Origin of the sequence: Streptomyces sp. NPDC021622, from assembly GCF_040640795.1 — a bacterium.
Lineage (GTDB): Bacteria > Actinomycetota > Actinomycetes > Streptomycetales > Streptomycetaceae > Streptomyces.
Genome location: NZ_JBFACK010000006.1, coordinates 411,253 through 433,627, shown reverse-complemented (window position 1 = coordinate 433,627; position 22,375 = coordinate 411,253). Strand labels below are relative to the sequence as shown.

The following is a 22,375-nucleotide window of genomic DNA, read 5'->3' as shown; positions in this document are numbered from 1 at the left end:
TGACAATTTAACACCGTTAAGCGCAGGCTTCGGGGCATGGCACTTAACAGCGTTAAGGAAAGTCCACTGGAGGAAACTCCCCTGACGGTGGACGTACTCATCGTGGGCGCCGGCCCCACCGGTCTGACCCTCGCCTGCGATCTCGCCCGGCGCGGCGTGCGGGGCCTGGCCGTCGAGCGGGCCGACGCCCTCTTCCCCGGCTCGCGCGGCAAGGGCATCCAGCCGCGCACCCAGGAGGTCTTCGACGACCTCGGAATCATCGACGCGGCCCTCGCGGCGGGCGGCCCGGCCCCGGTCGGCATGATCTGGCAGGGCGGCGAGCGGCAGGGCGAGCACCGGATGTTCGACGAGACGGAGGCGACGCCGGACGCCCCGTACGCAAGCCCTTTGCTGCTCCCCCAGTGGCGCACCCAGGAGATCCTGTCCGCCCGGCTTCGCGAACTCGGCGGCCCCGACGTGGAGTTCGGCGCCGAGCTGAGCGGTCTGACGCAGGACGGGGAAGGCGTCACCGCCCGCCTCTCGGACGGGCGGACCGTCCACGCCGCGTACGCCGTTGCGGCCGACGGCGGCCGCTCCACCGTGCGGGCGGCGCTCGGCATCGGCATGACGGGCGAGACCGTGGACCCGAACCCGATCCTGGTCGCCGACGTCCGCATCCCCGCCCTGGACCGCGACAACTGGCACATGTTCCCGCCCACGGCCGATGGCACGGGGTTCCTGGCGATCTGCCCGCTGCCGGGCACCCCGGACTTCCAGCTGACGGCCCAGTTCACGGACGGGACGGCTCCCGACACCTCGCTCGACGGCGTACGCGCGGTCGTCGCGGCCCGCACCCATCTCGCCGCCGATGACGTCACCGAGGTGCGGTGGGCCTCCGACTTCCGGCCGCGCGCGGCGATGGCGGACCGCTTCCGCGACGGGCGGGTGTTCCTGGCCGGGGACGCGGCGCATGTGCACTCCCCCGCGGGCGGGCAGGGCCTGAACACCAGCGTCCAGGACGCCTACAACCTGGGGTGGAAGCTGGGCGCGGTCCTGCGGGGCGGCGCACCGGAGGCCCTCCTCGACACCTACGAGGAGGAGCGCCTCCCCAACGCCGCCCAGATGCTGGGGCTTTCCACCCGCATCCACCGGGGCGAGGAACGGCGCGGGGCGGCCACCCGGCAGCTGGGCCTCGGCTACCGGGACAGCTCACTCACGGCGGAGACCCGCACCGGCCTTGCGGAGGAGGCGCTGCGGGCGGGCGACCGGGCACCGGACGGGCCGTATGCCGGGGGGAGGCTGTTCGACGCGTTCCGAGGGCCGCACTTCACGCTGCTGGCCGTCGACGCCGACGACGCCGAACTGCCCTCCCTGGACAGGGACTTGATCCACGTACATCGCACGCCGGAGTATGCGCCGTACGGGAAGGGCCTGTTCCTCGTCCGCCCCGACGGGTACGTGGCGTGGGCGGGCGAGGACGCGACAGGCCTGACCGACCATCTCAAGGTCACCCTCGGAATCAGTTGACCTCAACCAAACTTCAGGTTCTACGTTCTGAGGCATGACGAACTCCACGGACACCTTCACGTACTCCCACAGCGACGAAGAACTCATCAACCAGCCCATCGGCTACTGGGCATCGACCGCCGGAGCGGCCGTCGTCCACCACATCCGCACCATGCTGGCCGAGGCCGGGCTCACCCAGCCGCAGTGGTGGATCCTGAACCAGCTCGTCGACACCCCCGAGGGGCGCGAAACGGCGGACGTCGTGGCGATCCTGCGCGGCTACCTGGGCGTGGGCGACGGCAATCTGCACCACGACATCCGCGCCCTGCGGGAGCGCGGGCTGCTGACCGAGGACGAGGCCGGCGCCCGCATCACCATCACCGGCGCGGGCCGCACCCTGCGAGACGACACCGCCGTGCGCCAGGGAAATCTCCGCGCCGAGATCCACGAGGGCATCCCCGATGAGGACTACATCCGCACCCTCAAGGTCCTCCAGCGCATGATCCACAACGTGGGAGGCGAGGCCTGGCACCACTGAGCCGACGCTCACACACTGGCGAGCGACAGCTTCACCGCAAACCCGAGGAACAGCGCACCCGCCGCCGAAGTGGCCCCGGCAGAGAGCCGCTTGCGGCGGCGGAAGGCGGCCGACAGCTTGGTGCCGCTGAAGATCAGAGCCGTCAGGTAGAGAACGCTCGCCACCTGGGCGAGGGCCCCGAGCACGAGGAACGAGAGCGCGGGATAGGCGTACCCGGGGTCCACGAACTGCACGAAGAAGGCGATGAAGAAGAGGATGGCCTTCGGGTTCAGGAGGCTGATCACCAGGGCCCGGCGGAACGGCCGCTCCATCGAGCCGCCCGCCCCGTCCGCCTGCTCCACGGACTGCTCGCGCCGCGCCCGCCACATGCCGATCGCGGCCCGCAGCATCCCGACCGCGAGCCAGGTCAGATACCCGGCACCGGCGTACTTCACGATCCCGAAGAGCACGGCGTTGGCCTGCAGCAGGGACGCCACTCCGGCCGCCGACAGCGTCATCAGGACGGTGTCACCGCACCAGACGCCGGCGGCCGCGGTATATCCGGTGCGTATGCCGCGCCGGGCGGCGACGGAGAGCACGTACAGCGAGTTCGGTCCCGGCAGCAGAATGATGAGGACGAGGCCCGCGAGATAGGTCGGAAGATCGATGACACCCAGCATGGGCGGAGTGTCGCACGGGCTTGCGACAGCGGGGGGCGGCGTCCGCTCAGCGGACGGTCAGTCGCCGTCGAGGAGGGTGTCCACGGAGAGGTCGAGGGTGACGCCTACGGACGGGGGGACGGGGACGGTCTGGCCACGCTTGTACCGAGAGCAGGTCACGTACTCGTCCCCGACAGGGTCCGAGTACACCAGCACCTCGTCGTGCTTGCGGTCGACGACGACGTATACGGGGATGCGCGTCCTGGCGTAGGTCTCGACCTTCGTCACCAGGTCGTTGCCCCAGTTGGACGATGTCACTTCCATGACCAGCCGGAACACATGCGGGGCGTAGCAGTTCTTCTCGACGGCCTCATCCCTGAAGTCAATGTCGACGATGGAGAGGTCGGGCACCGCATAGTCGTCAGAACCGGTCGGCAGCCAGAGGCCGATCCCCTGCACAGGCTCGACGCCTGCTTCGTCTGTCCCTGCGTCGTAGAACCTCCTGGTGAGGCGGGACAGGGTCACCTGGTGCGAGCCATCCGACGACGGTGTCACAACAATGCTCCCGTTGAGGATCTCCACCCGGTGTCCGGGCAGCTCTTCCCAGAGGCGGTCGGCAGCATCGGCGAGCGACGTCTCATGCATTATCACGGCCATGTCAGCCTCCTTTCGGGAGCACTCTTCATGAGCGTAACCGCCCCCGCCGTCATTCCGCCCTGCATCACCCATTCGAGTAACCCCCTGGTCAGAATGCGTCCGTCGGCACATACGCCCCCCACACCTCCCGCAGCGCATTGCACACCTCGCCCACCGTCGCCCGCGCCCGCAGCGCGTCCTTCATCGGGTAGAGGACGTTCGCCTCGCCCTTCGCCGCGTCCTGGAGCGAGGAGAGCGCCGCGTCCACCGCGGCCTGGTCGCGGTCCGTCCGCAGCTTCGCCAGGCGGGCCGCCTGCTGGGCCTCGATGGCCGGGTCCACGCGGAGGGGTTCGTAGGGTTCCTCCGCGTCCAGTTGGAAGCGGTTGACGCCGACCACCACGCGTTCGCCGGAGTCGGTCTCCTGGGCGATGCGGTAGGCGCTGCGCTCGATCTCGTTCTTCTGGAAGCCGTGCTCGATCGCGGCCACCGCGCCGCCCAGGTCCTCGACCCGTTCCATCAGCGCGAGCGCCGCCGCCTCCACGTCGTCCGTCAGCTTCTCGACGACGTACGAACCGGCGAACGGGTCGACCGTGGCGGTCACGTCCGTCTCGTACGCCAGGACCTGCTGCGTACGCAGGGCGAGGCGGGCCGACTTGTCGGTGGGGAGCGCGATCGCCTCGTCGAAGGAGTTGGTGTGCAGGGACTGGGTGCCGCCGAGCACCGCGCCAAGGCCCTGGACCGCGACCCGGACCAGGTTCACCTCGGGCTGCTGGGCGGTGAGCTGGACGCCTGCGGTCTGCGTGTGGAAGCGCAGCATCAGGGATTTCGGGTTCTTCGCGCCGAACTCCTCGCGCATGACGTGGGCCCAGATCCGCCTGGCCGCACGGAACTTGGCGACCTCCTCCAGGAGCGTCGTACGCGCCACGAAGAAGAAGGAGAGGCGCGGCGCGAAGTCGTCCACGTCCATGCCGGCCGCCACCGCCGTCCGTACGTACTCGATGCCGTCGGCGAGGGTGAACGCGATCTCCTGCGCGGGCGTCGCGCCCGCCTCCGCCATGTGATAGCCGGAGATCGAGATGGTGTTCCACTTCGGGATCTCGGCGCGGCAGTACTTGAAGATGTCCGCGATCAGGCGCAGGGACGGCTTGGGCGGGAAGATGTACGTCCCGCGGGCGATGTACTCCTTCAGGACGTCGTTCTGGACCGTGCCCGTCAGACGGTCGGCGGCCACCCCCTGCTCCTCGGCCACCAGCTGGTACATCAGGAGCAGCAGGGCCGCGGGGGCGTTGATCGTCATCGACGTCGAGACCTTGTCCAGCGGGATGCCGTCGAACAGGACCCGCATGTCCTCGACCGAGTCGATGGCCACGCCGACCTTGCCGACCTCGCCGTGCGCGAGGGGCGCGTCGCTGTCGTGGCCCATCTGGGTGGGCAGGTCGAAGGCGACGGAGAGGCCCGTCGTGCCGTTCGCGATCAGCTGTTGGTAGCGGGCGTTCGACTCCACGGCCGTGCCGAAGCCCGCGTACTGGCGCATCGTCCAGGGGCGGCCCGTGTACATGGAGGGGTACACGCCGCGCGTGTAGGGGTAGGCGCCCGGTGTGCCCAGCTTCTGGGCGGGGTCCCAGCCGTCGAGGGCCTCCGGGCCGTACACGGGCTCGATGGGCAGTCCTGACTCGGACTCGCGGGAACCGGACTCGCGGGGCTCGTGGGACATCTCTCGGCGCCTCCTACTAGTGGGCTGCCTCCAGCATGCGGCAACGTGCAGGGGTGGTCACTCGCGGGAAACGCCTTTCGCGGGTTCGTCGATCGACAACGGGGGTCGTTGTGGGCAAGGGCTCGATAGCCGTGGGGGCCGTGGTCATGGCCGCCCTGGTCAGCGGATGTACGGCACAGGCCGTCGATACGGACGGGAAGGCGCAGCCTCCCGTGCGGATCTCCACGACGAAGCCCGGGGACGGGGACAGGGACGGCGACGGCGACAAGAAGGGCGCCGGCAAGGGATCCGACAAGGGCGGCGAGAAGCCGGACGGGGCGGACACCCCGGCCGCGGCGCCGAAGCCGCCGCCCAAGACCCTGCTCGACCGGGGCGCGAGCGGCCCCCAGGTGCGGGAGCTGCAGGCCAGGCTGCGGCAGATCGCCTGGTTCCACCAGGACCCGTCGGAGACGTACGGCGCGTCCACCGCCACCGCGGTCAAGGGCTTCCAGGGCAAGCGCGGGCTGCCCCGTACGGGGACGACGGACACCGTGACCTGGCAGAAGCTGCTCGGCATGACGCACAAGCCGACCAAGTTCGAGCTCTACTCGGGGGGCGGCATCCCGCCGTCGAAGCCCGATCCGCGCTGTCTGAACGGCCGCGTCCTGTGCATCAGCAAGGCCAGCCGCACGCTGACCTGGATGATCGACGGCAAGGCCGTGTCGACGATGGACGTGCGGTTCGGCTCGCAGTACACGCCGACCCGCGACGGCGCGTTCGAGGTGTACTGGAAGTCCCGGCATCACGTCTCGACGCTGTACGACACCGCCATGCCGTACGCGATGTTCTTCAGCGGCGGCCAGGCCGTGCACTACTCGTCGGACTTCGCGGCGACCGGCTACAACGGCGCCTCGCACGGCTGTGTGAACGTACGCGACGAGAAGAAGATCGCGAACCTGTTCGCGCAGGTCAGGAACGGCGACAAGGTCGTCGTCTACAAGTGAGCCCGCTACGGGCGAAAGATGAGAAGGATTAGGCAGCGTGGGCGGGATCGGGGGAACGTCTCCCGCCCACGCTGGTGGCACGGAGCCAAAGGTACGGGGGGAACCCCCGGCTCGTGCGCGGGCCGATGACCAGTCGGCTCACTTGTTACTGCGTCACCGCTTCAAAAAACGTCACACCTTGAACGATCAGCGGTGCGACCAGGGGAAATGCCCGCTGGTCAAGATCCCGTGGAGGCGGAGGCCGAGGGCAGGACCGGCTTGGCGCTGTAGGACGCCGTGGGGGTCGCGGTGCGCGAGCTGGTCGGCGAGACGATCGGCGGGACCGGGTTGGCGCCGCCGTTGCCCTCGGGGTCGTTGCCGGACGATCCGTCGCCGTCCTTGTCGCCGTCGCCGCCGTTGCCGCCGTCGTCGTCACCGCCGCTGCCGCCACCGCCGTCGCCCTCGCGGTCGCCGCCGTCGCCGAGCACGCGGTTGCAGGCCTCGGTGATTCCCTCGGAGCCGCCGAGGAGCTTCTCCAGGCGGCGCTTCTTCTCGCCCCGGAGCTCGCCGTTGCGGTGCTCCTGGCAGGCGGCGACCACTTTCCTGCGCCAGTCGGCGGCCTCGTCATCGCGCTGCGGATCGCCGGTGCCGGGCTGCTGGGAGCCGCCGCCGCCCTGGGACGCGGAGGCCTCCGGCGAGCGCGGCGGCGCGCTGCTGCCGGGCTCGCGCGAGCTGCCGTCCGGTGTCGTGTGTACGTCGTCGGGCTCGACGTCCGGTGCGGTGCTCGCCCCACCGGTCGCCGACTCCAGCGGCTGCGGCGGCGCGACGGGCGACGCGGAGGCCGCGGGGCCCTTCTCGTCCCGGCCGCCGAACGGCGAGGGCAGCACGCCCGTACCGGCCGCGACGGCGACACCGCCGATCATGCAGCCCGCCAGGACGGCGGCGAGCCCGAAGCGCATGGGGCGACCCCAGCGGGTCGGGCGCCCGGGCGCGGCAGAGCCGACGATTTGTACGGTTTGACCCGCTCCGACGCGCGTAGAAGAGGCCCCTGCGGAAAGGCCACGGGCCTCCCGGAAAGCCGCGAGGGCGGCGGCTTCACCAGGCAGTTCGGCGGAGAGGTCACCGGGCGGACCCGCGAGCACGCGCTCGTCGGCGGTCAGCGAGTCCAAGGTCTTGGCGAGCCGCTCGGCCCGCTCCCGCGTGTGATGGTCGGCGCCGTCGAAGGACTCACCGCTCAGCAAACGCTCCGCCGCGTCGCGGTCCAGCCACCTGTAATCCTCGTCGGCCATCACATGTCCTTCTGCGCCCGCGAACGCGATTGCGTCACACCGGCGGATGTCACCGCACGCCCACGCGGCTCTCGCTGCGGAGGCACGGCGTCCAACGCGTCCGGGTTCAGCGGACCGTCCGCGCCGAGCAGCTCCGCGAGCCGCTTCAGACCGCGGTGCGCGGCCGTGCGGACCGCTCCGGGGCGCTTGCCGAGGGTCTGGGCCGCGCTCTTGGCGTCGAGCCCGACGACCACGCGCAGGACGACCGCCTCGGCCTGGTCCTGCGGCAGCTTGGCTATCAGCGCGAGCGCGTCGCCGGTGGCCAGGGACTCCATCGCCTCGCCCGCGGTGTCCGCGTCGGCCGGCTTCCCGGTCAGCTCGGTCTCGTCGCCGCCGATCGCGGGGCGGCGGCCCCGCATGCGGATGTGATCGAGCGCGCGGTTGCGCGCTATGCGTGCGGCCCAGCCGCGGAACCGGTCCGCGTCACCGCTGAACCGGTCCAGGTCACGGGCTATCTGCAGCCAGGCCTCGGACGCGACATCCTCCGCGTCCGGGTCTCCGACCAGCGTTCGTACGTAGCCGAGCAGCCGCGGGTGCACAGCGCGGTACACAGTCCGGAACGCGGTCTCGTCCCCGTCCTGTGCCGCAAGCACCGCGGCGGTCAGTTCCGCGTCGTCCCCCAGCACAACTTCTCCCTATGCGCCTACACCGGTTGCGGTCCTGCCTCCGCAGCCTGGCGCGAAGCAGCACGCTACGGGCTGAAGTGGGCTCACGTCCATGTTTGGTACAACGCGCAACTAGCGCGTGACACAACGCGGTGTGACAGAAAACGCACGCGCGGCGCTGAAGGGAGTACGGGCCGCGTGCGGTCCGTGCCGCGTGACGGCCGGGGTCTCTCCTGTGGGGGGTGGCGACCCCGGCCGCTCACCTTGGCAGAGGGCTTGGCGGGTGAATTGGTTGCCCCGCGGCCTTGGATTGCTGCTTTCGCCGCCGGGTTTTTTTGTTCGGCTGCGGGTGCGTCGTGGCTTGTCGCGCAGTTCCCCGCGCCCCTTTGGGGCGCTAGTGCTTGCCGTGGGACTTTGGCGGTAAGTCAGTCGGGCGGCCGTGGGATCCCCTGGGGCGCTCGGAGCGCTTGCCCTTCTTCTTGCCCTTGTCGTCGCCCTTTGGCTTGCTGCTCGGGCGGGTGCTCGGCTCGGCCCTCGGTGCGGGGGCGCTCGACGGGGCAGAGGGTTGTGGCGAGGGGACTGCCGGGGAGGGGCGGGTCGGGTGGGAGGTTTTCTTCGGCGGGGCGGGGGCTTCCTGGGCGGACGTGCCGATGGAGGCGATCGCGACCCCGCCGAGGAGCAGGCTGGCGAGGACCGCGCCGACCGCCGCGCGCAGGGAGCCGAGGGTGCGGCGGCGCAACCGCGGGCGCCAGTCGTCGCGGCGGCGGGTGCGCGTCCGGTGTGCGCCCGCGTCCCGCGCGCTGCGGAACGCCGCGACCGCGCGGCCCTGCGAATCCGGGTCGACGTCGCCGACCCGTACGGCGTCGCCGAGCAGCGCATCCAGGGCGCGCTCACCCCCGGAGCGATTCTCGTTCACGTCCATCCTGACTCCCGGGTCATCTCGACTCCCCCAGCGGACCGGGCCCGTCATCCGTCACACCCCGCGCCTCGCCGAGCTGCTCGGCAAGCCGCTTCAGGCCGCGGTACGCCGCGGTGCGGACCGCGCCGGGGCGTTTGCCGAGGACCCGGGCCGCCGAGGGGGCGTCAAGGCCGACGACGACCCGCAGCAGCACCGCCTCCGCCTGGTCGCGCGGCAGCCCGGCGATCAGCGCGAGCGCCTGCTCCGTGGAGATCGCCTCCAGGGCCTGGCCCGAAGTGCTGTGCGGTCCGGGGAGTTCGAGCATGTCCTGCTCCAGGGCGGACGGTCGAGGCCTGGCCTTCTGGCGGCGCAGATGGTCGAGCGCCCGGTGCCGCGCGATGGTCGCCGTCCAGCCGCGGAAGCCCGCCCCGTCACCGCGGAACCGCCCCAGATCGCGGGCGATCTCCAGCCAGGCCTCGGCCGCCACGTCCTCCGCGGTCTCGCCGTCGTGGCCGACCAGGCCGCGCAGATAGCCGAGGATCCCCGGCTGCACCAGGCGGTACGCGACCGCGAAGGCCGCCTCGTCGCCCTCCTGCGCCCGCGCGACAGCCGCGCCAAGCTCCTCGTCGTACGCCTGCGCGCGACGGGGTTCTCCTCCTCGGCCCACGCTTTCCCATTCGTACTGGTGCGACACGGCTCACCGTGTCCGTGCCCCCACGCTGAGCAGCGTCGGTGCGCACAGAAATGTCACAGGTCCAGACGGTTCAGTCGGTTCAGTTCGGACGGTTCGGACGGTTCGGACGGTTCACACGGCGAACGGCGAGCCACCGCCCAGGCCGATGTCCGTCATGTCGAGGACCAGGGACGGGTCGGGGGACGCCACGACGACCGGCTTGTCGTAGTCGGACATCTCCATCACCATGCGCTCGGTGCCCCGCGTCTGCGTCATGCCGACGATGTACGGCTTGTCGCCCGCCGCCAGATAGACGGTCATGTCGTTCCCGCCGTCCTTCTCGACGAGCGGGGTCACGCGTTGGCCGTGCCACTGCTTCTCCGGCAGCGCACGCGCGCCGTCGGCCGGGGCGTCGCCCAGATCACCGAGCGCCGTGCCCAGGTCACACATCCGCGTGGGCGAAACGCCCTTCGGCCCCTGGGGCTGATCAGGGATCCTCAGGTACTTGCCGCGGGCGAGCGCTGTCCGCTCCCTGGACTTGGCCTCGGCCTCCGGGCCGAGCGTCACGCCGTGGGCGCGGACCGCGTCGAGCGCCTCGTCCGAGAACCGGAAGTAGGCCTCATCGGCGCCGACCATGACGATGTCACCCTTCTTCATGGGCCCGTCGTCGAAGGTTCCGGTGCACTTGTTGTGACGGTCCATGTGCACGGAGATCTTCTGGTGCTTCCCGGGGCCGGTCATCTCGACCGCGATGCGAAGGGATTCGGCGTCCTTGAGGAGCCGCATGGCCTCCTCGGAGAGCCGCTCGCCGCGCACCTCGTCGGCGGGCCTCGGCGGCTCCGGCGGGGTCCGCTCGACCATTCCCTCGTAGATCTTCCCCTCCGAACCGCAGGACGCGAGCGCCCCCATCACGAGACAGCAGGCCGCCGCTCGCAGCCACTGTCGCCGCTTCCCCGCCCCAAGTACCACGGTCCCCACCCACACTCCTCGTCCACTTCTCGTTCACAGCTGTCACGTGACCCAGCGCAATGCTCAGGCCATATGTCACCCGTCAGAGGTGCGGGATACATCACGTCGTTTCGGGCCCGGATCCGTACAACCCTTTGCCCTCCCGGCCGGTCGTACGCACTCGCTTTGGTCAACCGGCAGGTCAGTCGGCAATTCCGCTAAGGGGTGGGGCATTTGAGCCCGCGCAAACCGCGCGAATCAGCGCGTACCACGCATGCGTACAGACCTTTGAGTCTCAAGCGCAGGGCGTGGCTGACGATCGGGGCCGTCGTGCTGGGGGGCGCGGGGGCGATCACGTACGCGATGGCGGATCCCGCGACGGATCCGGCGGACGGCGGCTCGCGCGGCAAGCGCCCGGTGAGCGTGCACGACATCGCGCTCAAGGCCGACGGCGCGAAGAAGAGGGAGCTGCCGCGCACGTCGACCAAGCAGTTCTCGCTGCTCGGCGTCTCGTGGACCGGCGTGACGAAGGAGCTCGACGGCACGGCGCAGGTGCGTACGCGCTCCATCGAGGACGACAAGTGGACCGGCTGGCAGAACCTGGACCTGGAGCTGCATCTGCCCGAGAAGGCCGAGGCCGGCATGCGCGCCGCTTCCGAGCCGCTCTGGGTCGGCCCGTCCGACGGCGTGGAGGTCCGGGTGGTCGCGGCGGACGGTGCCTCAAGTGCCCTGCTGCCGACGGGACTTGAGGTCAACCTGGTCGACCCGGGTGTGACGTCCAAGGAGGCGGACAACCCGGCGCTCGACGGTTCGGCGATGGCGCCCGCGGCATTCGCCGCGCCCATGGAGGCCGCGGCCGACGAGACGCCGACGCCTACGCCGGAGCCGACCGAGCCCGCGTCGCCCGCGCCGTCACAGGCGCCCACCTCGCAGCCCCCGACGGAGGAACCCACTTCGCAGGCACCGTCCCCGACGGCATCGGAGCCGGGCACCTCCCCCACCCCGTCCGGCTCCCCGTCACCCGACCCCGAGCCGACGAAGCCGCCGGCGCCGCCGTCCACGGTCACCAAGCCGCCGATGACCGGCCGGGCGGACTGGGGCGCGGACGAGTCCCTGGTCAAGGACCCGCCCGAGTACGTCGAGAAGGTCAAGGCGGTCTTCGTCCACCACACGGTCGGTACGAACGACTACAGCTGCGCCCAGTCCGCGGCCCTGGTCCGCGGCATCATGACGTACCACGTGGAGACCGAGGGCTGGAACGACCTCGGCTACAACTTCCTCGTGGACAAGTGCGGCCAGGTCTTCGAGGGCCGCGGCGGCGGCACCGACCTGCCGGTGAAGGGCGCGCACACGTACGGCTTCAACGCCGAGTCGGCGGGCATCGCGCTCCTCGGCGACTTCGAGGGCAACGAGAACCCCGCACCCGGCACGACGTACAAGAAAGCGGGCAAGCCGACCCGCGCCGCCCTGGAGTCGGTCTCCCGCGTCGCGGCCTGGAAGCTCGGCCAGTACGGCGGCGACCCGCTGGCCAAGGTCACGCTGACGGCGGGCGACGACACGGGCGTCTGGAAGAAGGGCGACACCCCGTCGCTCGACACGATCTCGGGCCACCGGGACGGCTTCGCGACGGAGTGCCCCGGCAAGAACCTCTACTCGAAGCTCGGCGAGATCCGCCGCCATGCGGCGAGCGCGGGCCGCAACTCCGCGATCCCCACGGCCGACTTCAACCGCGACGGCATCACGGACCTGGTCGCGGGCACGCCGAAGGCATCGGGCGGCGTAGGCACGCTCACGATCGTCCCCGGCGGCCTGGACGGCCCGGTAGGCGCATCGAAGAAGACCCTCACGCAATCCAGCCCCGGCGTCCCCGGCGCCTCCGAGGCGGGCGACAACTGGGCGGCGGCCACCGCCTGGGGCGACATCAACGGCGACGGCTACGCGGACCTGGCGATCGGCGCCCCCGGCGAGGACGACGCCACCAACGCGGACCGCGGCGCGGTCACGATCCTCTACGGCCCGGCGTTCACGTCCGGCACGGACATGCAGCTCGCGGACGACTTCCACTACCCGGGCGCCAAGTTCGGCTCCGCGGTGGCCGTCGCGGACTTCAACGCGGACGGCAAGGCGGACGTCTTCTCGGCGTCGACCGGCACCGGCGGCACGTGGGCGGCGCGCTTCGCGCCGGGCAACGAGGTCGGCGGCACCCTGACGTCCGGCGACACGGCCATCGCGTACGCGGACGCCGCGTCCGGCGACTTCAACCGCGACGGCTACGCGGACGTGGCGCTGACCTACCGCGACCAGGCCGGCATCGGCAAGGTCCAGTGGTTCAAGGGCACCAGGTCGGGCCTGAGCAGAGTCGGTTCACTCTCGGTCAAGGGCGGCCGCTCGCTCGCCGTGGCCGATGTGAACGGCAACGGCTACGACGACCTGGTGATCGGCCAGCCGTACACGGCCGAGTCGGGCGCCTTCGCGGGCGGCCAGGTGACGGTGGTCCCGGGCACGTCGACGGGCTTCACGACCACCGGCATGAAGACGATCCACCAGGACACGTCAGGCGTCCCGGGCGCCGCCGAGTCGGGCGACGCGATGGGCTGGTCGGTCTCGGCGGGCGACTACAACCTCGACGGTTACGCGGACGTCCTGACGGGCGCCCCGAACGAGGACATCACCCGTGACGGCACGTCCCGCAAGGACGCGGGCACGTCGCTGCTCCTGAAGGGCTCGTCGTCCGGCCTGACGGGCACGGGCGCGCTGGCCTTCTCCCAGGACACGACGGGCATCACGGGCTCCACGGAGTCGGCGGACCGCCTCGGCTCATCGGTCGTCCTGACGGACCTCTCCGGCTACGGCCGCGCGGACCTGGCGATCGGCGTGGACGGCGAGGACACGGGCGACGGCACGATCCTCCAGCTGGACAGCGGCTCGTCGGGCGTCTCGACGTCGGGTGGCGTCTATTACGGGCGTACGTCGCTGGGGACTCCGGCGGGGGCGCACCTGGGGCAGGTGCTGACGCCGTAACGGTGCGGATCGGAGGGGCGCAGGCCGCATTCGCGTGGGCCTGCGCCCCTCTCGCAGACCATGGTCATCCGGCAGCAGACCGTATCTTCGCGAGTGCGGCTTCGTTCTTAGAGATGTACTTCTTAGAAGTACGTCCCTAAGAATCGACCCCAGAGTCCGACGGCCCACCAGCGAGGTGCCCATGGCCGCACGCCCCGTTCACCGCCATCTCCCCAAACCGGCCGACATGTTCGACCGCGGCTGGGAGTGGAGCGAGCTGACCGCCTTCGCCACCAGCGAGGGCGCGGGCCCTCGCCTCGGTGTGGTCTCCGGGCGCCGCCGCCAGGGAAAGAGCTTCCTGCTGCAAGCACTGGCCGAGGCCACGGGAGGCTTCTACTACGCCGCCGTGGAGGCGTCGGCCGCCGAGTCACTGCGCCTCCTTGGCGAGGCCGTCGCCCGTTACACCGACGCCCCCGCCCCGGCCCGGCCCGCGGACTGGGGCGAAGCGCTGGAGCTGCTCTTCTCGCTGGCCGCGGACCGTCAACTCCCCGTGATCATCGATGAGTTCCCGTATCTGGTCCGCAATGCCCCCGCTCTCCCGTCCCAGCTCCAAGCCGCCCTGGGCGTCCGTTCGGGCAGACACCTCGAACGCCACCCGCGCCTTCTCCTCTGCGGGAGCGCGATGTCGTTCATGGGCGGTCTGCTCGCCGGCACGTCTCCCCTCTACGGCAGAGCGGGGCTCGACCTCGTCGTGCACTCCCTGGGATACCGCGAGGCGGCGGAGTTCTGGAGCATCACCGATCCCCGCCTGGCCGTCCTCACCCACGCCGTCGTCGGCGGAACCCCCGCCTACCGCCGCGAGTTCGTGGACGACGACGTCCCGGACGGGCCGGACGACTTCGACGACTGGGTGTGCCGCACCGTCCTCAACCCGGCCCGCCCGCTGCACAGCGAGGCGGAATTCCTGCTCTCCGCCGAACCCGACCTACGGGACCGCTCCCTCTACCACTCGGTCCTCGCCGCCGTAGCCACCGGCAACCACACCAGCGGCGGCATCGCGAGCGCGGTCGGCCGCAAGGCCACCGACATCTCACAGCCGCTGACAGTCCTGAAACGCTGCGGCCTGCTGACGGTCGGACCGGACGCCTTCCGCCGCAATCGCACCGCCTACCGCATCGCCGAGCCCCTGATCGCCTTCCACCACGCGGTCGTACGCCCCGAGGCGGCACAACTCGCCCGTCGCCGTGGAGCCGCCACGGTCTGGGAACGCGCCCAGCACACCTTCCTCAGCCAGATCGTCGGCCCGCACTTCGAGCAGCTGTGCCGCACCTGGGCGGAATGGCACGCGGAGCCGGAGACGTTCGGCGGCCTGCCCATCGAGGTCAGCTCGGGAGCCGTGCCCGACCCGGCCGCCCGCACAACCCACCAGGTGGACGTGGTCATCCACGGCGCGATCGGCCAGGACAAGGGCATCCTGCTGTCCGTGGGCGAGGCCAAGTGGCACAAGACGATGGACGTACGCCACCTGGACCGGCTCCGTCACATCATCGGCCTCCTCGCCGCCCGAGGCATCGACACCACCCATACGCGCCCCGCCTGCTACAGCGGCGTCGGCTTCACCCCGGAGCTGCGCGCGGCGGCGGCCGGCGGAAAGGCGGTCCTCATCGACCTGCCGCGGCTGTACTCGGGGTCGTAGGCACCCGCCGTTGTTCACCACCACCCCCTCCCCAGCGCGACAGCGAACCGCTCGGTGGCCTTCCTGTGCCGGGCGGCCAACCGAAACTCGGAACTCGCCTCGCCGTGGGTGACCTTCAATCGGCGGGCGTCCGGACGGAGTTCCGCCCGACAGTCACGCCGAGGCGCGTCCCAGAGGTGGCCGGTGGGAACATCCACGACCCGGTTGTGGGCGAAGACCAGGACCCGCCGTGTGGTGAGCACGAGAAAGCAGCTACCGGCAACAGACCATCCACGCAGCCCAGTTCGAGTTCGGGAGGGCAGCAGCCGTGCCGGGAAGGCTGTCAACAGCTCCTCGTCGTCATCCAGCAGCGCCCGAACCCGCTCAGGATTCTTCCAGGCCTGCCCGCTGGACAGAACGGTCCACATCAGCCCCATGGCAAGGCCCTGGAACACAGGGGTCGAGCGGAGACCGAGAACGGCGAACACCAGGACGAGCGCCGAGGGGATGACGACAAGGTTCCACCCCAGCAGCAAGAGCCGGGCCCGGATCCCCCGCCGGGCCGCGCCCCGCAGCTGCGCCTCACAACCGTCCATCAATCTCCGCACCACACCGCTCCGCGTCGCAGAGGATCTGCATATCGGCGACGAAGCAGGTGACCTCGCCGTCTGCGGCCCGCCCGATCCACACCGGGTACGAGCCGTCACCCATACCGCTGGAGAAGGTGACCATGTTGGCGCCGGTGGCCAAGTCGGCGAGAACGCGCCCTCCGTCCGTGGCCCCTTCGCCCCATGCGTGCGGCCCCCTCACGAACAGCTCGACGAAGCGGGCGGAGAGCCGCGCCACGACGGAGGCGTCGGCGAGCGCACCGATCCCGGCGTCCACGCCGAAGCCGTAGTACTCCCCGTCCCGCAGAAGCCGCACGTCCTGATCCCGTGTCACGGCCAACTCCCAAGACACGGTCGGCTGTTCCGATATGACGAGCCGGACTCCGACGACGTACATCGGCATCGACGTCGACATCGCCTGAGCGATCTCGACGCGGTAGCTCCCCGGGCGCACGGACACCGTGTACGGCTTGTACGCATCGGCCGATGCGCCGCCCCACGACGGATCACGGACGACAAGCTCCCCGGTCGGCAGTTCCAGCGGCCCGCGCTTCCGGACACGTACGACCACCTCACGCTCCGCGGCGGGCACGGGGTCGCCATAGGAGACGTACTCCGAGGGAAGCAGGAATCGGCTGCCGTCGGTGAACATCTCCTCCAGGTGCTCCGGCTGGGCACCACGAGGTGCTCGCCAGTTGGGCTGCGGGGCGGCGAGGGGAACTCGGTCATCCCCCGCCTCCACAAGGGCGCCGTTCACGAAGGGACCACCACCGACCGACGAGAAATCCACTGCCTCGGAGAGCGCGGCCCAGTCACCGAACTCAGGAGCAGGGAACCAGCATTGCTCCGGCGGAAGCTCGACCCCCTTCTGCATGAGGCCGCCCTTGTCCCCCTTCGGCTGCTCGCGCGTCCAGCCACAGCCGTCCGGCCACAGATCCATGGTCACGCTGCCCGCGTCGTCCGCGAACTCCGCCATGTCGGGAGATTCGTAACGCCATTGCGCCGTGTGGTTGAGGAAGAGCCGGCCGGGCTCGATGCGCCGGAGGTCGACCTCCCGCACGCGGCGCCCCTGCTCGTCGTACTCCCAGGCGCCGAGATAGTGCTGGGCCCAGGCGACATGCAACACGACGGGCTGCCCCGCTCCCGGCCCCCGCAGGATCACGGCGTACTGCGCTCCGGCTGCATCCCGCGCGGCCGCGGCCTCTGGACTCAGCTGCCCGACGACGACCCGCCGCACCGCATCCCAGCCCTCGCCGTACACCACGTCAATCGTCATGTCGTCGAGCGTGCCAGAGGCCCGTATCGGGCCGGCCTTCAGCCCCGTTTGCGCCCGTGCAGCGTCAGATAGAAGGTCTGCAGCGATTCCTCGGGGCCGAGCTCGAAACGGTTGACGACCTTCCCGAGCGGATTCCAGACCCTGGCGTCCGGCATCCGTACGCCCACGGACTGCCCGAACCAGGCGCGTCGGCTGTCGTCGAGATCCACCCACACGGCACCGGCGCGCCGCACCAGCACCTCACCCACGTACGCACCGAGCCCGAAGAGCACCCCCTCGACCCGGTTCCGCTCCGAGGTCCCCGTGCGGAGCCCTTCGACGAGGGAGTCGACGACGCGGAGGCTGGCCACGCTGTAGTCGAGCGGCAGCCGGCTGCGCGCGCTCGCCCGCGCGACGAACCGCGCGGCATGCCCCCGCATCGCGGCGGCCGCCGGCGCCGGCTTCTCGGTCGCCGGAGGCGGTAACAGTAAGCAGCGCCTCAATATCAAGCAGCCCGCCAATTCCGCAAAATGTTCCCGGGAACATTTCAACTGAAGCAGAGATAAGGAATTCCGAGTTGAAATTCCCTTACCCAAAAGGAAGGATCGCCAATCCAAGCGAAAACACTTGGCCGGCCGGTCGTCGCACGATGACCGGTGGGTCAAGTACCCATGCCCACAAGGAGATTCAGATGTCACGCAAGGCGGCAGCCCTCGGCTCGTTACTCGCGGCCGCGCTCCTGCTCAGCGGCTGCGGCGAGAGCGACGACGGTTCGGGCGGGAGCGGAAGCGGTGCCGACGACGGGTCCGAATCGGCCGCCGTCGAGGCGAAGTTGCTGGGCCAGGTGCCGATGGCGAAGGTGAAGGACATGGTCGGCGCCATGGGGATGTGGACGACCGACAAGAATTTCGTGAAGGCCGATCTGAACAAAATAGTCGGCTATCCGCTCGCCGGCGGAAAGGCCGAGTGGACGGTGCCGCTCGGTGGTGAGATCTGCTGGACGTCGCCGGAGCCCACCAAGGACGGCCAGATCGCCGTGCTCTTCCAGGACGCCAAGAAGGACCCCTCCGTCTGTACGGAGGTCGGCCTCGTCGACCTGAACAAGGGCAAGCTGCTGTGGCAGAAGCAGGCCACCGACGAGTACGGCTCCGCGCAGATGTTTGACGAGGTCACCATCGGCGGCGGCACGGTCGCCGCGGCGGGCAGCCTCACCGACGCGGGCTGGAAGGTCAGCGGCGAGCCCCTGTGGAAGCCATCGGACGAGAAATGCCCGGTGGAGGGCTACGCGGGCAGCGACGAGAAGCTGATCGCGCTCCGCGACTGCGGCGAGGTCGACAGCCCTCAGCTGACGCTCCAGACCGTCGACCCTGCGACGAAGGCGGTGAAGTCGACGTACAAACTCCCGGCAGGCACGGAGAACGCGCACGTCGTCTCCACCGACCCGCTGGTCGTGGGCGCCGACGGCGGTGACGCCAAGAAGGGCTCGTCCGGGGCCTCGGAGTTCCTGACGATCGACGACAGCGGGGCCCAGGGCAAGCTGCTGAGCACGATCAGCACAGTGGGCGGCAAGTACGGGAAGTACAAGCTGGACTGCCCGGCCACCGAGGTCACCGGCTGCCAGCAGATCGCCGTCACCAAGGACACGCTCTTCCTCGGCACTTCGGAGCCCGCGAGCGCGTCGTCCGACGCCGAGAACGACCTGGTCGCCCTCGACCTGAAGACCGGCAAGCAGAAGGGCAAGGCCGAGGGGGTGGACGGCGGTCACCTGACCCCGGTCGGCGTCGCGGACGACGGCAAGGTCATCGCGTACCAGGAGGCCAGCGTCGTGGACGAGGCGGGCGGCGCGGTCTGGGAGCTGGACCCGACGACGTACAAGAAGACGAAGATCCAGCAGAACCCGTCCGCCAGCTGGGAGATGGAGGCGCGGTTCACGACGGAGCGGCGGATTCTCTTCGCGGGCGAGCGCCTCTACATCGGCGGCGAGCATGTGACGGCGCCGTCCACCGTCTTCAAGAAGAAGCAGCCTTTGGCGGCGATCTTCGGCGCGAAGTAACGGGCCGGGGGCCATAGGAGGGGATCGCAGGAGGGCCCCGCGGAGACGCCGATGACCGCGGGGGCCCTCCTGCAGCGCCCGGCGCCGCGGGAAGTTCGGTACTCATCTGCGGGTGCGTCGTGGCTGGTCGCGCAGTTCCCCGCGCCCCTTCGGGGCCCGGCCCCCTCGTCGGCTGGTCACAGCCCCGCGCCCCTTCGGGGCGCTAGCCCCGGCCCCGCTCCCGCCGCGACACCACGGCCCGCAGCACCCGTCGCCCCTCCGTCGACACGTCAAGCGCCTGGCGAAGGCCACCCGCGCCCGCACCTTGGTTGGCCAGCAGCTCCAGGATCTGGATCTGGCGGCGCAGCTCGGCGGCGACCAGCGGCGACATGCCGTCCGTGCGCCCCTCGCGCCGCGCGGTCACGGACGACCGCTGGGAGCCGCCGTCCGGCATGGTGTCGAGCAGCCGGTGGATCTGCAGCGCGGCGACCGAGCAGGCGTCGGCCCACTCGCGCAGCTCGGCGGCGGAACGCGCGGCGGGCACGGCGCCGAGCATCCGGTGCGCGAGCGTGACGGCCTCGTCGCCGGCGGCCCCCTCCGGGGAGGCCGAACCCGCGAGCGCGGCACGGGCGTCGGCCAGCGCCATGTCCCACGCGCCGCCCTCCGCGAGGCTCCCCCACAGCGGCCGGAGCACCTCGTCACCGCCCCCGAGGAGCGGTAGGCACCGGTCGAGGCAGGCGAGACCGCTCGCCGCGAGACCTCTCTCGTCGGCCTCGGCTATCAGCTCGACCAGACTCGGGCCGCCCATGATGTACGCCTCCTGTTGCGGACTCTGCACGTCCTCTACTGCGTGCGGCCCGCCGGGAACGTCACACAGTCACGGAACAGTCACGGCAGAGAAGCGGAACGGGAGCCCCGCCGGTCACTGCGGGACAACGCCGAGACGGTCCAGAAAGCGGAAGAAGAGCTGCTCCGCCGAAGGCTCCGCGGCGGCGTTCAGGACGTCGAGGATCGGCGCCGCGGGCACGGTCCTGCCCGACTCCGCCGCCCAGGCCACCGCCCGGTCCGCCGCGTCGCGCGGCTCGAGGAAGTAGTCGTCGAGGCTGAGCCCGTCGTCGCCCAGGTATCCCGCCATCGCGGTCCTCGCCAGGCAGGTCGTCCAGGCCCCGCTCTCCGGGGCGGCCGCCTCGACGACCACGCAGTCGCTGTCCATGACGTAACCGAAGAGCGCGGGCGCGCCCGTCTCCAGGGCGAGGGAGTTCATGCTGCCGACGTCGCGCGTGCCCTCGCCGCCCGGCACCTCCCACACCTGCCAGCCGTCGTCCCGCTGGACGAGGAGGCTGAGCTCGTCCCGCACCCCCGCCACCGCCGTGAGCTCCACGAGCGGCCGCTCGCTCCTGCCCACGACGTAGTAACCCCAGTAGCCCATGCCCGCGTCCCCCCGTGGTTCGACTCTGCTCAACTGCGCTCGACGGCTGCGATCGGCTTTGGCCGAATACACCACAGACTTACGCGAGTTCGCCACCAAAAAGCAGAAAACGGATCCGTGCGACTACTCGGCGCCACCTATGACACCTCGCCCGCCAGCTTCACGAAGTCGCCCCACGGCAGCGCGGGCTTACGCGGATCCCACAGTTTCTGGACCGTCGCCCGCAGCGGCATCCTGATCCCCGCCGCGACCTGTTCCGGGGTCTGCGATCCGGCCAGATCGCACCAGACCGCGAAGGTGCCGCCGAGAATCTGGTCGTCGTACTCGGCGCTCACCGGCCGCGTCCCGCGGATCACCAGCGGGGTCCACTGCTCGTAGATCCGCTGTCCGGTCGGATAGACGAAGGCGTTGGGCTGGCCGAGCACGTAATAGAGGTACTCGTCGTTGTAATTGACGACCTTCCGGCCCGCCTTGAGATATTCGACGGGCTCCCGCGCCCCGATCTCCTTGCCCGTCCAGTACGCGACGTCCAGATCGTCGGCGGCCTCCTCGACCCCGCCGCGGAAGAACCCGTCGTTCCACGCCCTGAGCTGCCGTTCGTACGGACGCATGGTGTCGGCCCGGTCGTTGAGCCAGCCGGTGGCGAGGTCCTGGACGCGGGCGCCCTGCCCGTACCGCTCGCGGGCCGCGGCGGCCAGCTGCGGATAGGAGGCCTCCGGGTTGTCGACCACGAGGGCGCGGTACTCGTCGGCGCCCAGATGCCAGTAGCGCCCGGGGAAGAGATCGGCGAACTCCTCAAGCAGCTCGTCGACGATCTCGGCGGCCTGCGGCTTGGAGATGTCCACCGCGCCGGGCGCGGCGACGCCGCGGGTGTCGACGAGCTGCAGGGAGGGGTGCGCCTTGATGACCGCGCCGAGGTGCCCCGGCGAGTCGATCTCCGGCACGACCGTGATGTGCCGGGCGGCCGCGAGCTTGAGGATGCGGCGGACCTGCGCCTTGGTGAGGTGCTCTGGCGAGACGACCTCGGGGTGCGAGTCCGATTCGATGCGGAACGCCTGGTCGTCGGAGAAGTGCAGCCCGAGCTGGTTGTACTTGAGGTCGCCGAGTTCGCGGACACGGTCCTCGATCCACTCCGCGCTGAAGTGCTTGCGGGCGATGTCGATCATGAAGCCGCGCTGCGGCTTGGCGGGCCGGTCCCGCACGACGCCCTCGGGCGCGGTCCGCTCCCCCTTCACCTCCTGCTTCAGCGTGCGCGTCCCGTAGAAGACACCCGCTTCGGCCGGGGCGCTGATCTTCACCCGCTGCCCCTTCACGGAGAGGGTGTACGACTCGTCGCCGCCATCGGCGTCTTCATCGATGGCCAGCTCCACGTCCCCCTTGCGGGGGTCGTCGTCCCCCGCGTACGCGAGCTTGAGCTCACCGGCGAGCAGCTTGCCCTCGTCCGCGAGGCCCTCGTCCCCGACGACGACACGCCCACCGGCCGCGGGCCGCCACCCCGGCCCGCGCGCCGCGGTGTGCTCGCGCACGGCGGGGATGACGGCCGGGGCCTTGGAGAGGGGGTACGTCTTTTTCGTGGGCGATGGGGTGGGAGTCTGCAAGACGGCGGACTTGCCGTCGGAGGGGGGTGGAGTGGCCTCGCCCGCACCATCACTCCCGTCGGGCCAGACCGCCACGGTCAAGGCAACGGCCCCGGCAGCAACGACTCCGGCGGCGACGGCCAACCGGCGGGGGATCACTGCTTGCCGTCCTGTGCACAGACACCAGTCATCCGCCCACGTTAAAACGGGGCCCGCGACCGTACCGTCCACCACGCGAAGCGAAACTCTCCCATCCGGGTGAAGTTCACGCATCCGTCAGACAGCCACCACCACATCTCGCTAGCGTTACGACAAATCCCCCAGCCGTCCCTCATCGATGCCCCCTGCCCAGGAGTCCCGCTGCCCCCGCACAG

The 22,375-nt window shown here is 70.5% G+C and carries 20 protein-coding genes; 6 read left to right on the top strand and 14 right to left on the bottom strand.

Going from position 1 to position 22,375, the window contains the following annotated elements; genetic code table 11:
- Positions 1-36: 36 nt before the first annotated feature.
- Together AB0G47_RS15305 and AB0G47_RS15300 are read left to right on the top strand one after the other, a co-directional pair.
- Positions 37-1,506: an FAD-dependent monooxygenase gene (locus AB0G47_RS15305; RefSeq protein WP_360768969.1), complete on the top strand. Its 1,470-nt coding sequence runs from the start codon at positions 37-39 to the stop codon at positions 1,504-1,506.
- A 34-nt stretch (positions 1,507-1,540) separates the two neighbouring features.
- On the top strand, positions 1,541-2,023 hold the full coding sequence (locus tag AB0G47_RS15300; protein ID WP_360768966.1) for a MarR family winged helix-turn-helix transcriptional regulator: 483 nt from the start codon (positions 1,541-1,543) through the stop codon (positions 2,021-2,023).
- Positions 2,024-2,031: 8 nt separating this feature from the next.
- Here the strand turns inward: AB0G47_RS15300 and leuE are convergent, their stop codons facing one another.
- The 3 genes from leuE to AB0G47_RS15285 form a co-directional block, all read right to left on the bottom strand.
- Entirely contained in the window at positions 2,032-2,682 is a 651-nt protein-coding gene (leuE, locus tag AB0G47_RS15295; RefSeq protein ID WP_360768964.1) for a leucine efflux protein LeuE, read from the bottom strand.
- 57 nt (positions 2,683-2,739) lie between these two features.
- Positions 2,740-3,318, bottom strand: a complete 579-nt coding sequence (locus tag AB0G47_RS15290) for a Uma2 family endonuclease (protein WP_360768961.1) — start codon at positions 3,316-3,318, stop codon at positions 2,740-2,742.
- 88 nt (positions 3,319-3,406) lie between these two features.
- Positions 3,407-5,011: a methylmalonyl-CoA mutase family protein gene (locus AB0G47_RS15285; protein ID WP_360768958.1), complete on the bottom strand. Its 1,605-nt coding sequence runs from the start codon at positions 5,009-5,011 to the stop codon at positions 3,407-3,409.
- A gap of 146 nt (positions 5,012-5,157) precedes the next feature.
- On the opposite strand from AB0G47_RS15285, the gene AB0G47_RS15280 reads away from it, so the two are divergent.
- A complete protein-coding gene (locus AB0G47_RS15280) occupies positions 5,158-5,994 on the top strand; it encodes a L,D-transpeptidase family protein (protein ID WP_360769059.1) in 837 nt (278 codons plus the stop codon).
- Between the two features lie 218 nt (positions 5,995-6,212).
- On the opposite strand, the gene AB0G47_RS15275 is transcribed toward AB0G47_RS15280, so the two are convergent.
- The 5 genes from AB0G47_RS15275 to AB0G47_RS15255 all read right to left on the bottom strand — a co-directional run bounded on the left by AB0G47_RS15275 (position 6,213) and on the right by AB0G47_RS15255 (position 10,455).
- Complete coding sequence (locus AB0G47_RS15275) at positions 6,213-7,262, bottom strand: hypothetical protein (RefSeq protein WP_360768955.1); 1,050 nt, start codon at positions 7,260-7,262, stop codon at positions 6,213-6,215.
- A complete protein-coding gene (locus AB0G47_RS15270; RefSeq protein ID WP_360768952.1) occupies positions 7,262-7,927 on the bottom strand; it encodes an RNA polymerase sigma factor in 666 nt (221 codons plus the stop codon). Before AB0G47_RS15270 ends, AB0G47_RS15275 begins: the two co-directional genes overlap by 1 nt.
- 373 nt (positions 7,928-8,300) lie before the next feature.
- On the bottom strand, positions 8,301-8,828 hold the full coding sequence (locus AB0G47_RS15265; protein WP_360768949.1) for a hypothetical protein: 528 nt from the start codon (positions 8,826-8,828) through the stop codon (positions 8,301-8,303).
- 13 nt (positions 8,829-8,841) lie between these two features.
- Positions 8,842-9,471 (bottom strand): RNA polymerase sigma factor, encoded by a 630-nt coding sequence (locus AB0G47_RS15260; protein WP_360768947.1) that lies wholly within the window; start codon positions 9,469-9,471, stop codon positions 8,842-8,844.
- Between the two features lie 138 nt (positions 9,472-9,609).
- Complete coding sequence (locus tag AB0G47_RS15255; protein WP_360768944.1) at positions 9,610-10,455, bottom strand: hypothetical protein; 846 nt, start codon at positions 10,453-10,455, stop codon at positions 9,610-9,612.
- A 333-nt stretch (positions 10,456-10,788) separates the two neighbouring features.
- On the opposite strand from AB0G47_RS15255, the gene AB0G47_RS15250 reads away from it, so the two are divergent.
- Both AB0G47_RS15250 and AB0G47_RS15245 read left to right on the top strand, forming a co-directional pair.
- Positions 10,789-13,446, top strand: coding sequence for an FG-GAP-like repeat-containing protein (locus tag AB0G47_RS15250; RefSeq protein WP_360769056.1), 2,658 nt, complete (start codon positions 10,789-10,791; stop codon positions 13,444-13,446).
- A gap of 181 nt (positions 13,447-13,627) precedes the next feature.
- Positions 13,628-15,121, top strand: a complete 1,494-nt coding sequence (locus tag AB0G47_RS15245; RefSeq protein ID WP_360768941.1) for an ATP-binding protein — start codon at positions 13,628-13,630, stop codon at positions 15,119-15,121.
- Between the two features lie 14 nt (positions 15,122-15,135).
- Here AB0G47_RS15245 and AB0G47_RS15240 read toward each other — a convergent pair whose 3' ends face one another.
- The 3 genes from AB0G47_RS15240 to AB0G47_RS15230 are packed head-to-tail and all read right to left on the bottom strand — an operon-like array spanning position 15,136 to position 17,403.
- A complete protein-coding gene (locus AB0G47_RS15240) occupies positions 15,136-15,636 on the bottom strand; it encodes a hypothetical protein (protein ID WP_360768938.1) in 501 nt (166 codons plus the stop codon).
- Positions 15,637-15,682: 46 nt separating this feature from the next.
- Positions 15,683-16,984 carry a DUF4241 domain-containing protein gene (locus tag AB0G47_RS15235; RefSeq protein WP_360768936.1) on the bottom strand — a complete coding sequence of 434 codons (1,302 nt, stop codon included), beginning with the start codon at positions 16,982-16,984 and terminating at the stop codon, positions 15,683-15,685.
- 38 nt (positions 16,985-17,022) lie between these two features.
- A complete protein-coding gene (locus AB0G47_RS15230) occupies positions 17,023-17,403 on the bottom strand; it encodes a hypothetical protein (protein ID WP_360768933.1) in 381 nt (126 codons plus the stop codon).
- Positions 17,404-17,654: 251 nt separating this feature from the next.
- On the opposite strand from AB0G47_RS15230, the gene AB0G47_RS15225 reads away from it, so the two are divergent.
- Positions 17,655-19,016, top strand: a complete 1,362-nt coding sequence (locus AB0G47_RS15225; protein WP_360768930.1) for a hypothetical protein — start codon at positions 17,655-17,657, stop codon at positions 19,014-19,016.
- A gap of 202 nt (positions 19,017-19,218) precedes the next feature.
- Here the strand turns inward: AB0G47_RS15225 and AB0G47_RS15220 are convergent, their stop codons facing one another.
- The 3 genes from AB0G47_RS15220 to AB0G47_RS15210 form a co-directional block, all read right to left on the bottom strand.
- Positions 19,219-19,803: a hypothetical protein gene (locus AB0G47_RS15220; RefSeq protein WP_360769053.1), complete on the bottom strand. Its 585-nt coding sequence runs from the start codon at positions 19,801-19,803 to the stop codon at positions 19,219-19,221.
- A 114-nt stretch (positions 19,804-19,917) separates the two neighbouring features.
- On the bottom strand, positions 19,918-20,424 hold the full coding sequence (locus AB0G47_RS15215) for a hypothetical protein (RefSeq protein ID WP_360768927.1): 507 nt from the start codon (positions 20,422-20,424) through the stop codon (positions 19,918-19,920).
- 137 nt (positions 20,425-20,561) lie between these two features.
- The gene (locus AB0G47_RS15210; RefSeq protein WP_360768924.1) at positions 20,562-22,160 is read right to left on the bottom strand and encodes a glycoside hydrolase family 20 protein; all 1,599 of its coding nucleotides are present in this window, start codon (positions 22,158-22,160) and stop codon (positions 20,562-20,564) included.
- Between the last annotated feature and the right edge of the window lie 215 nt (positions 22,161-22,375).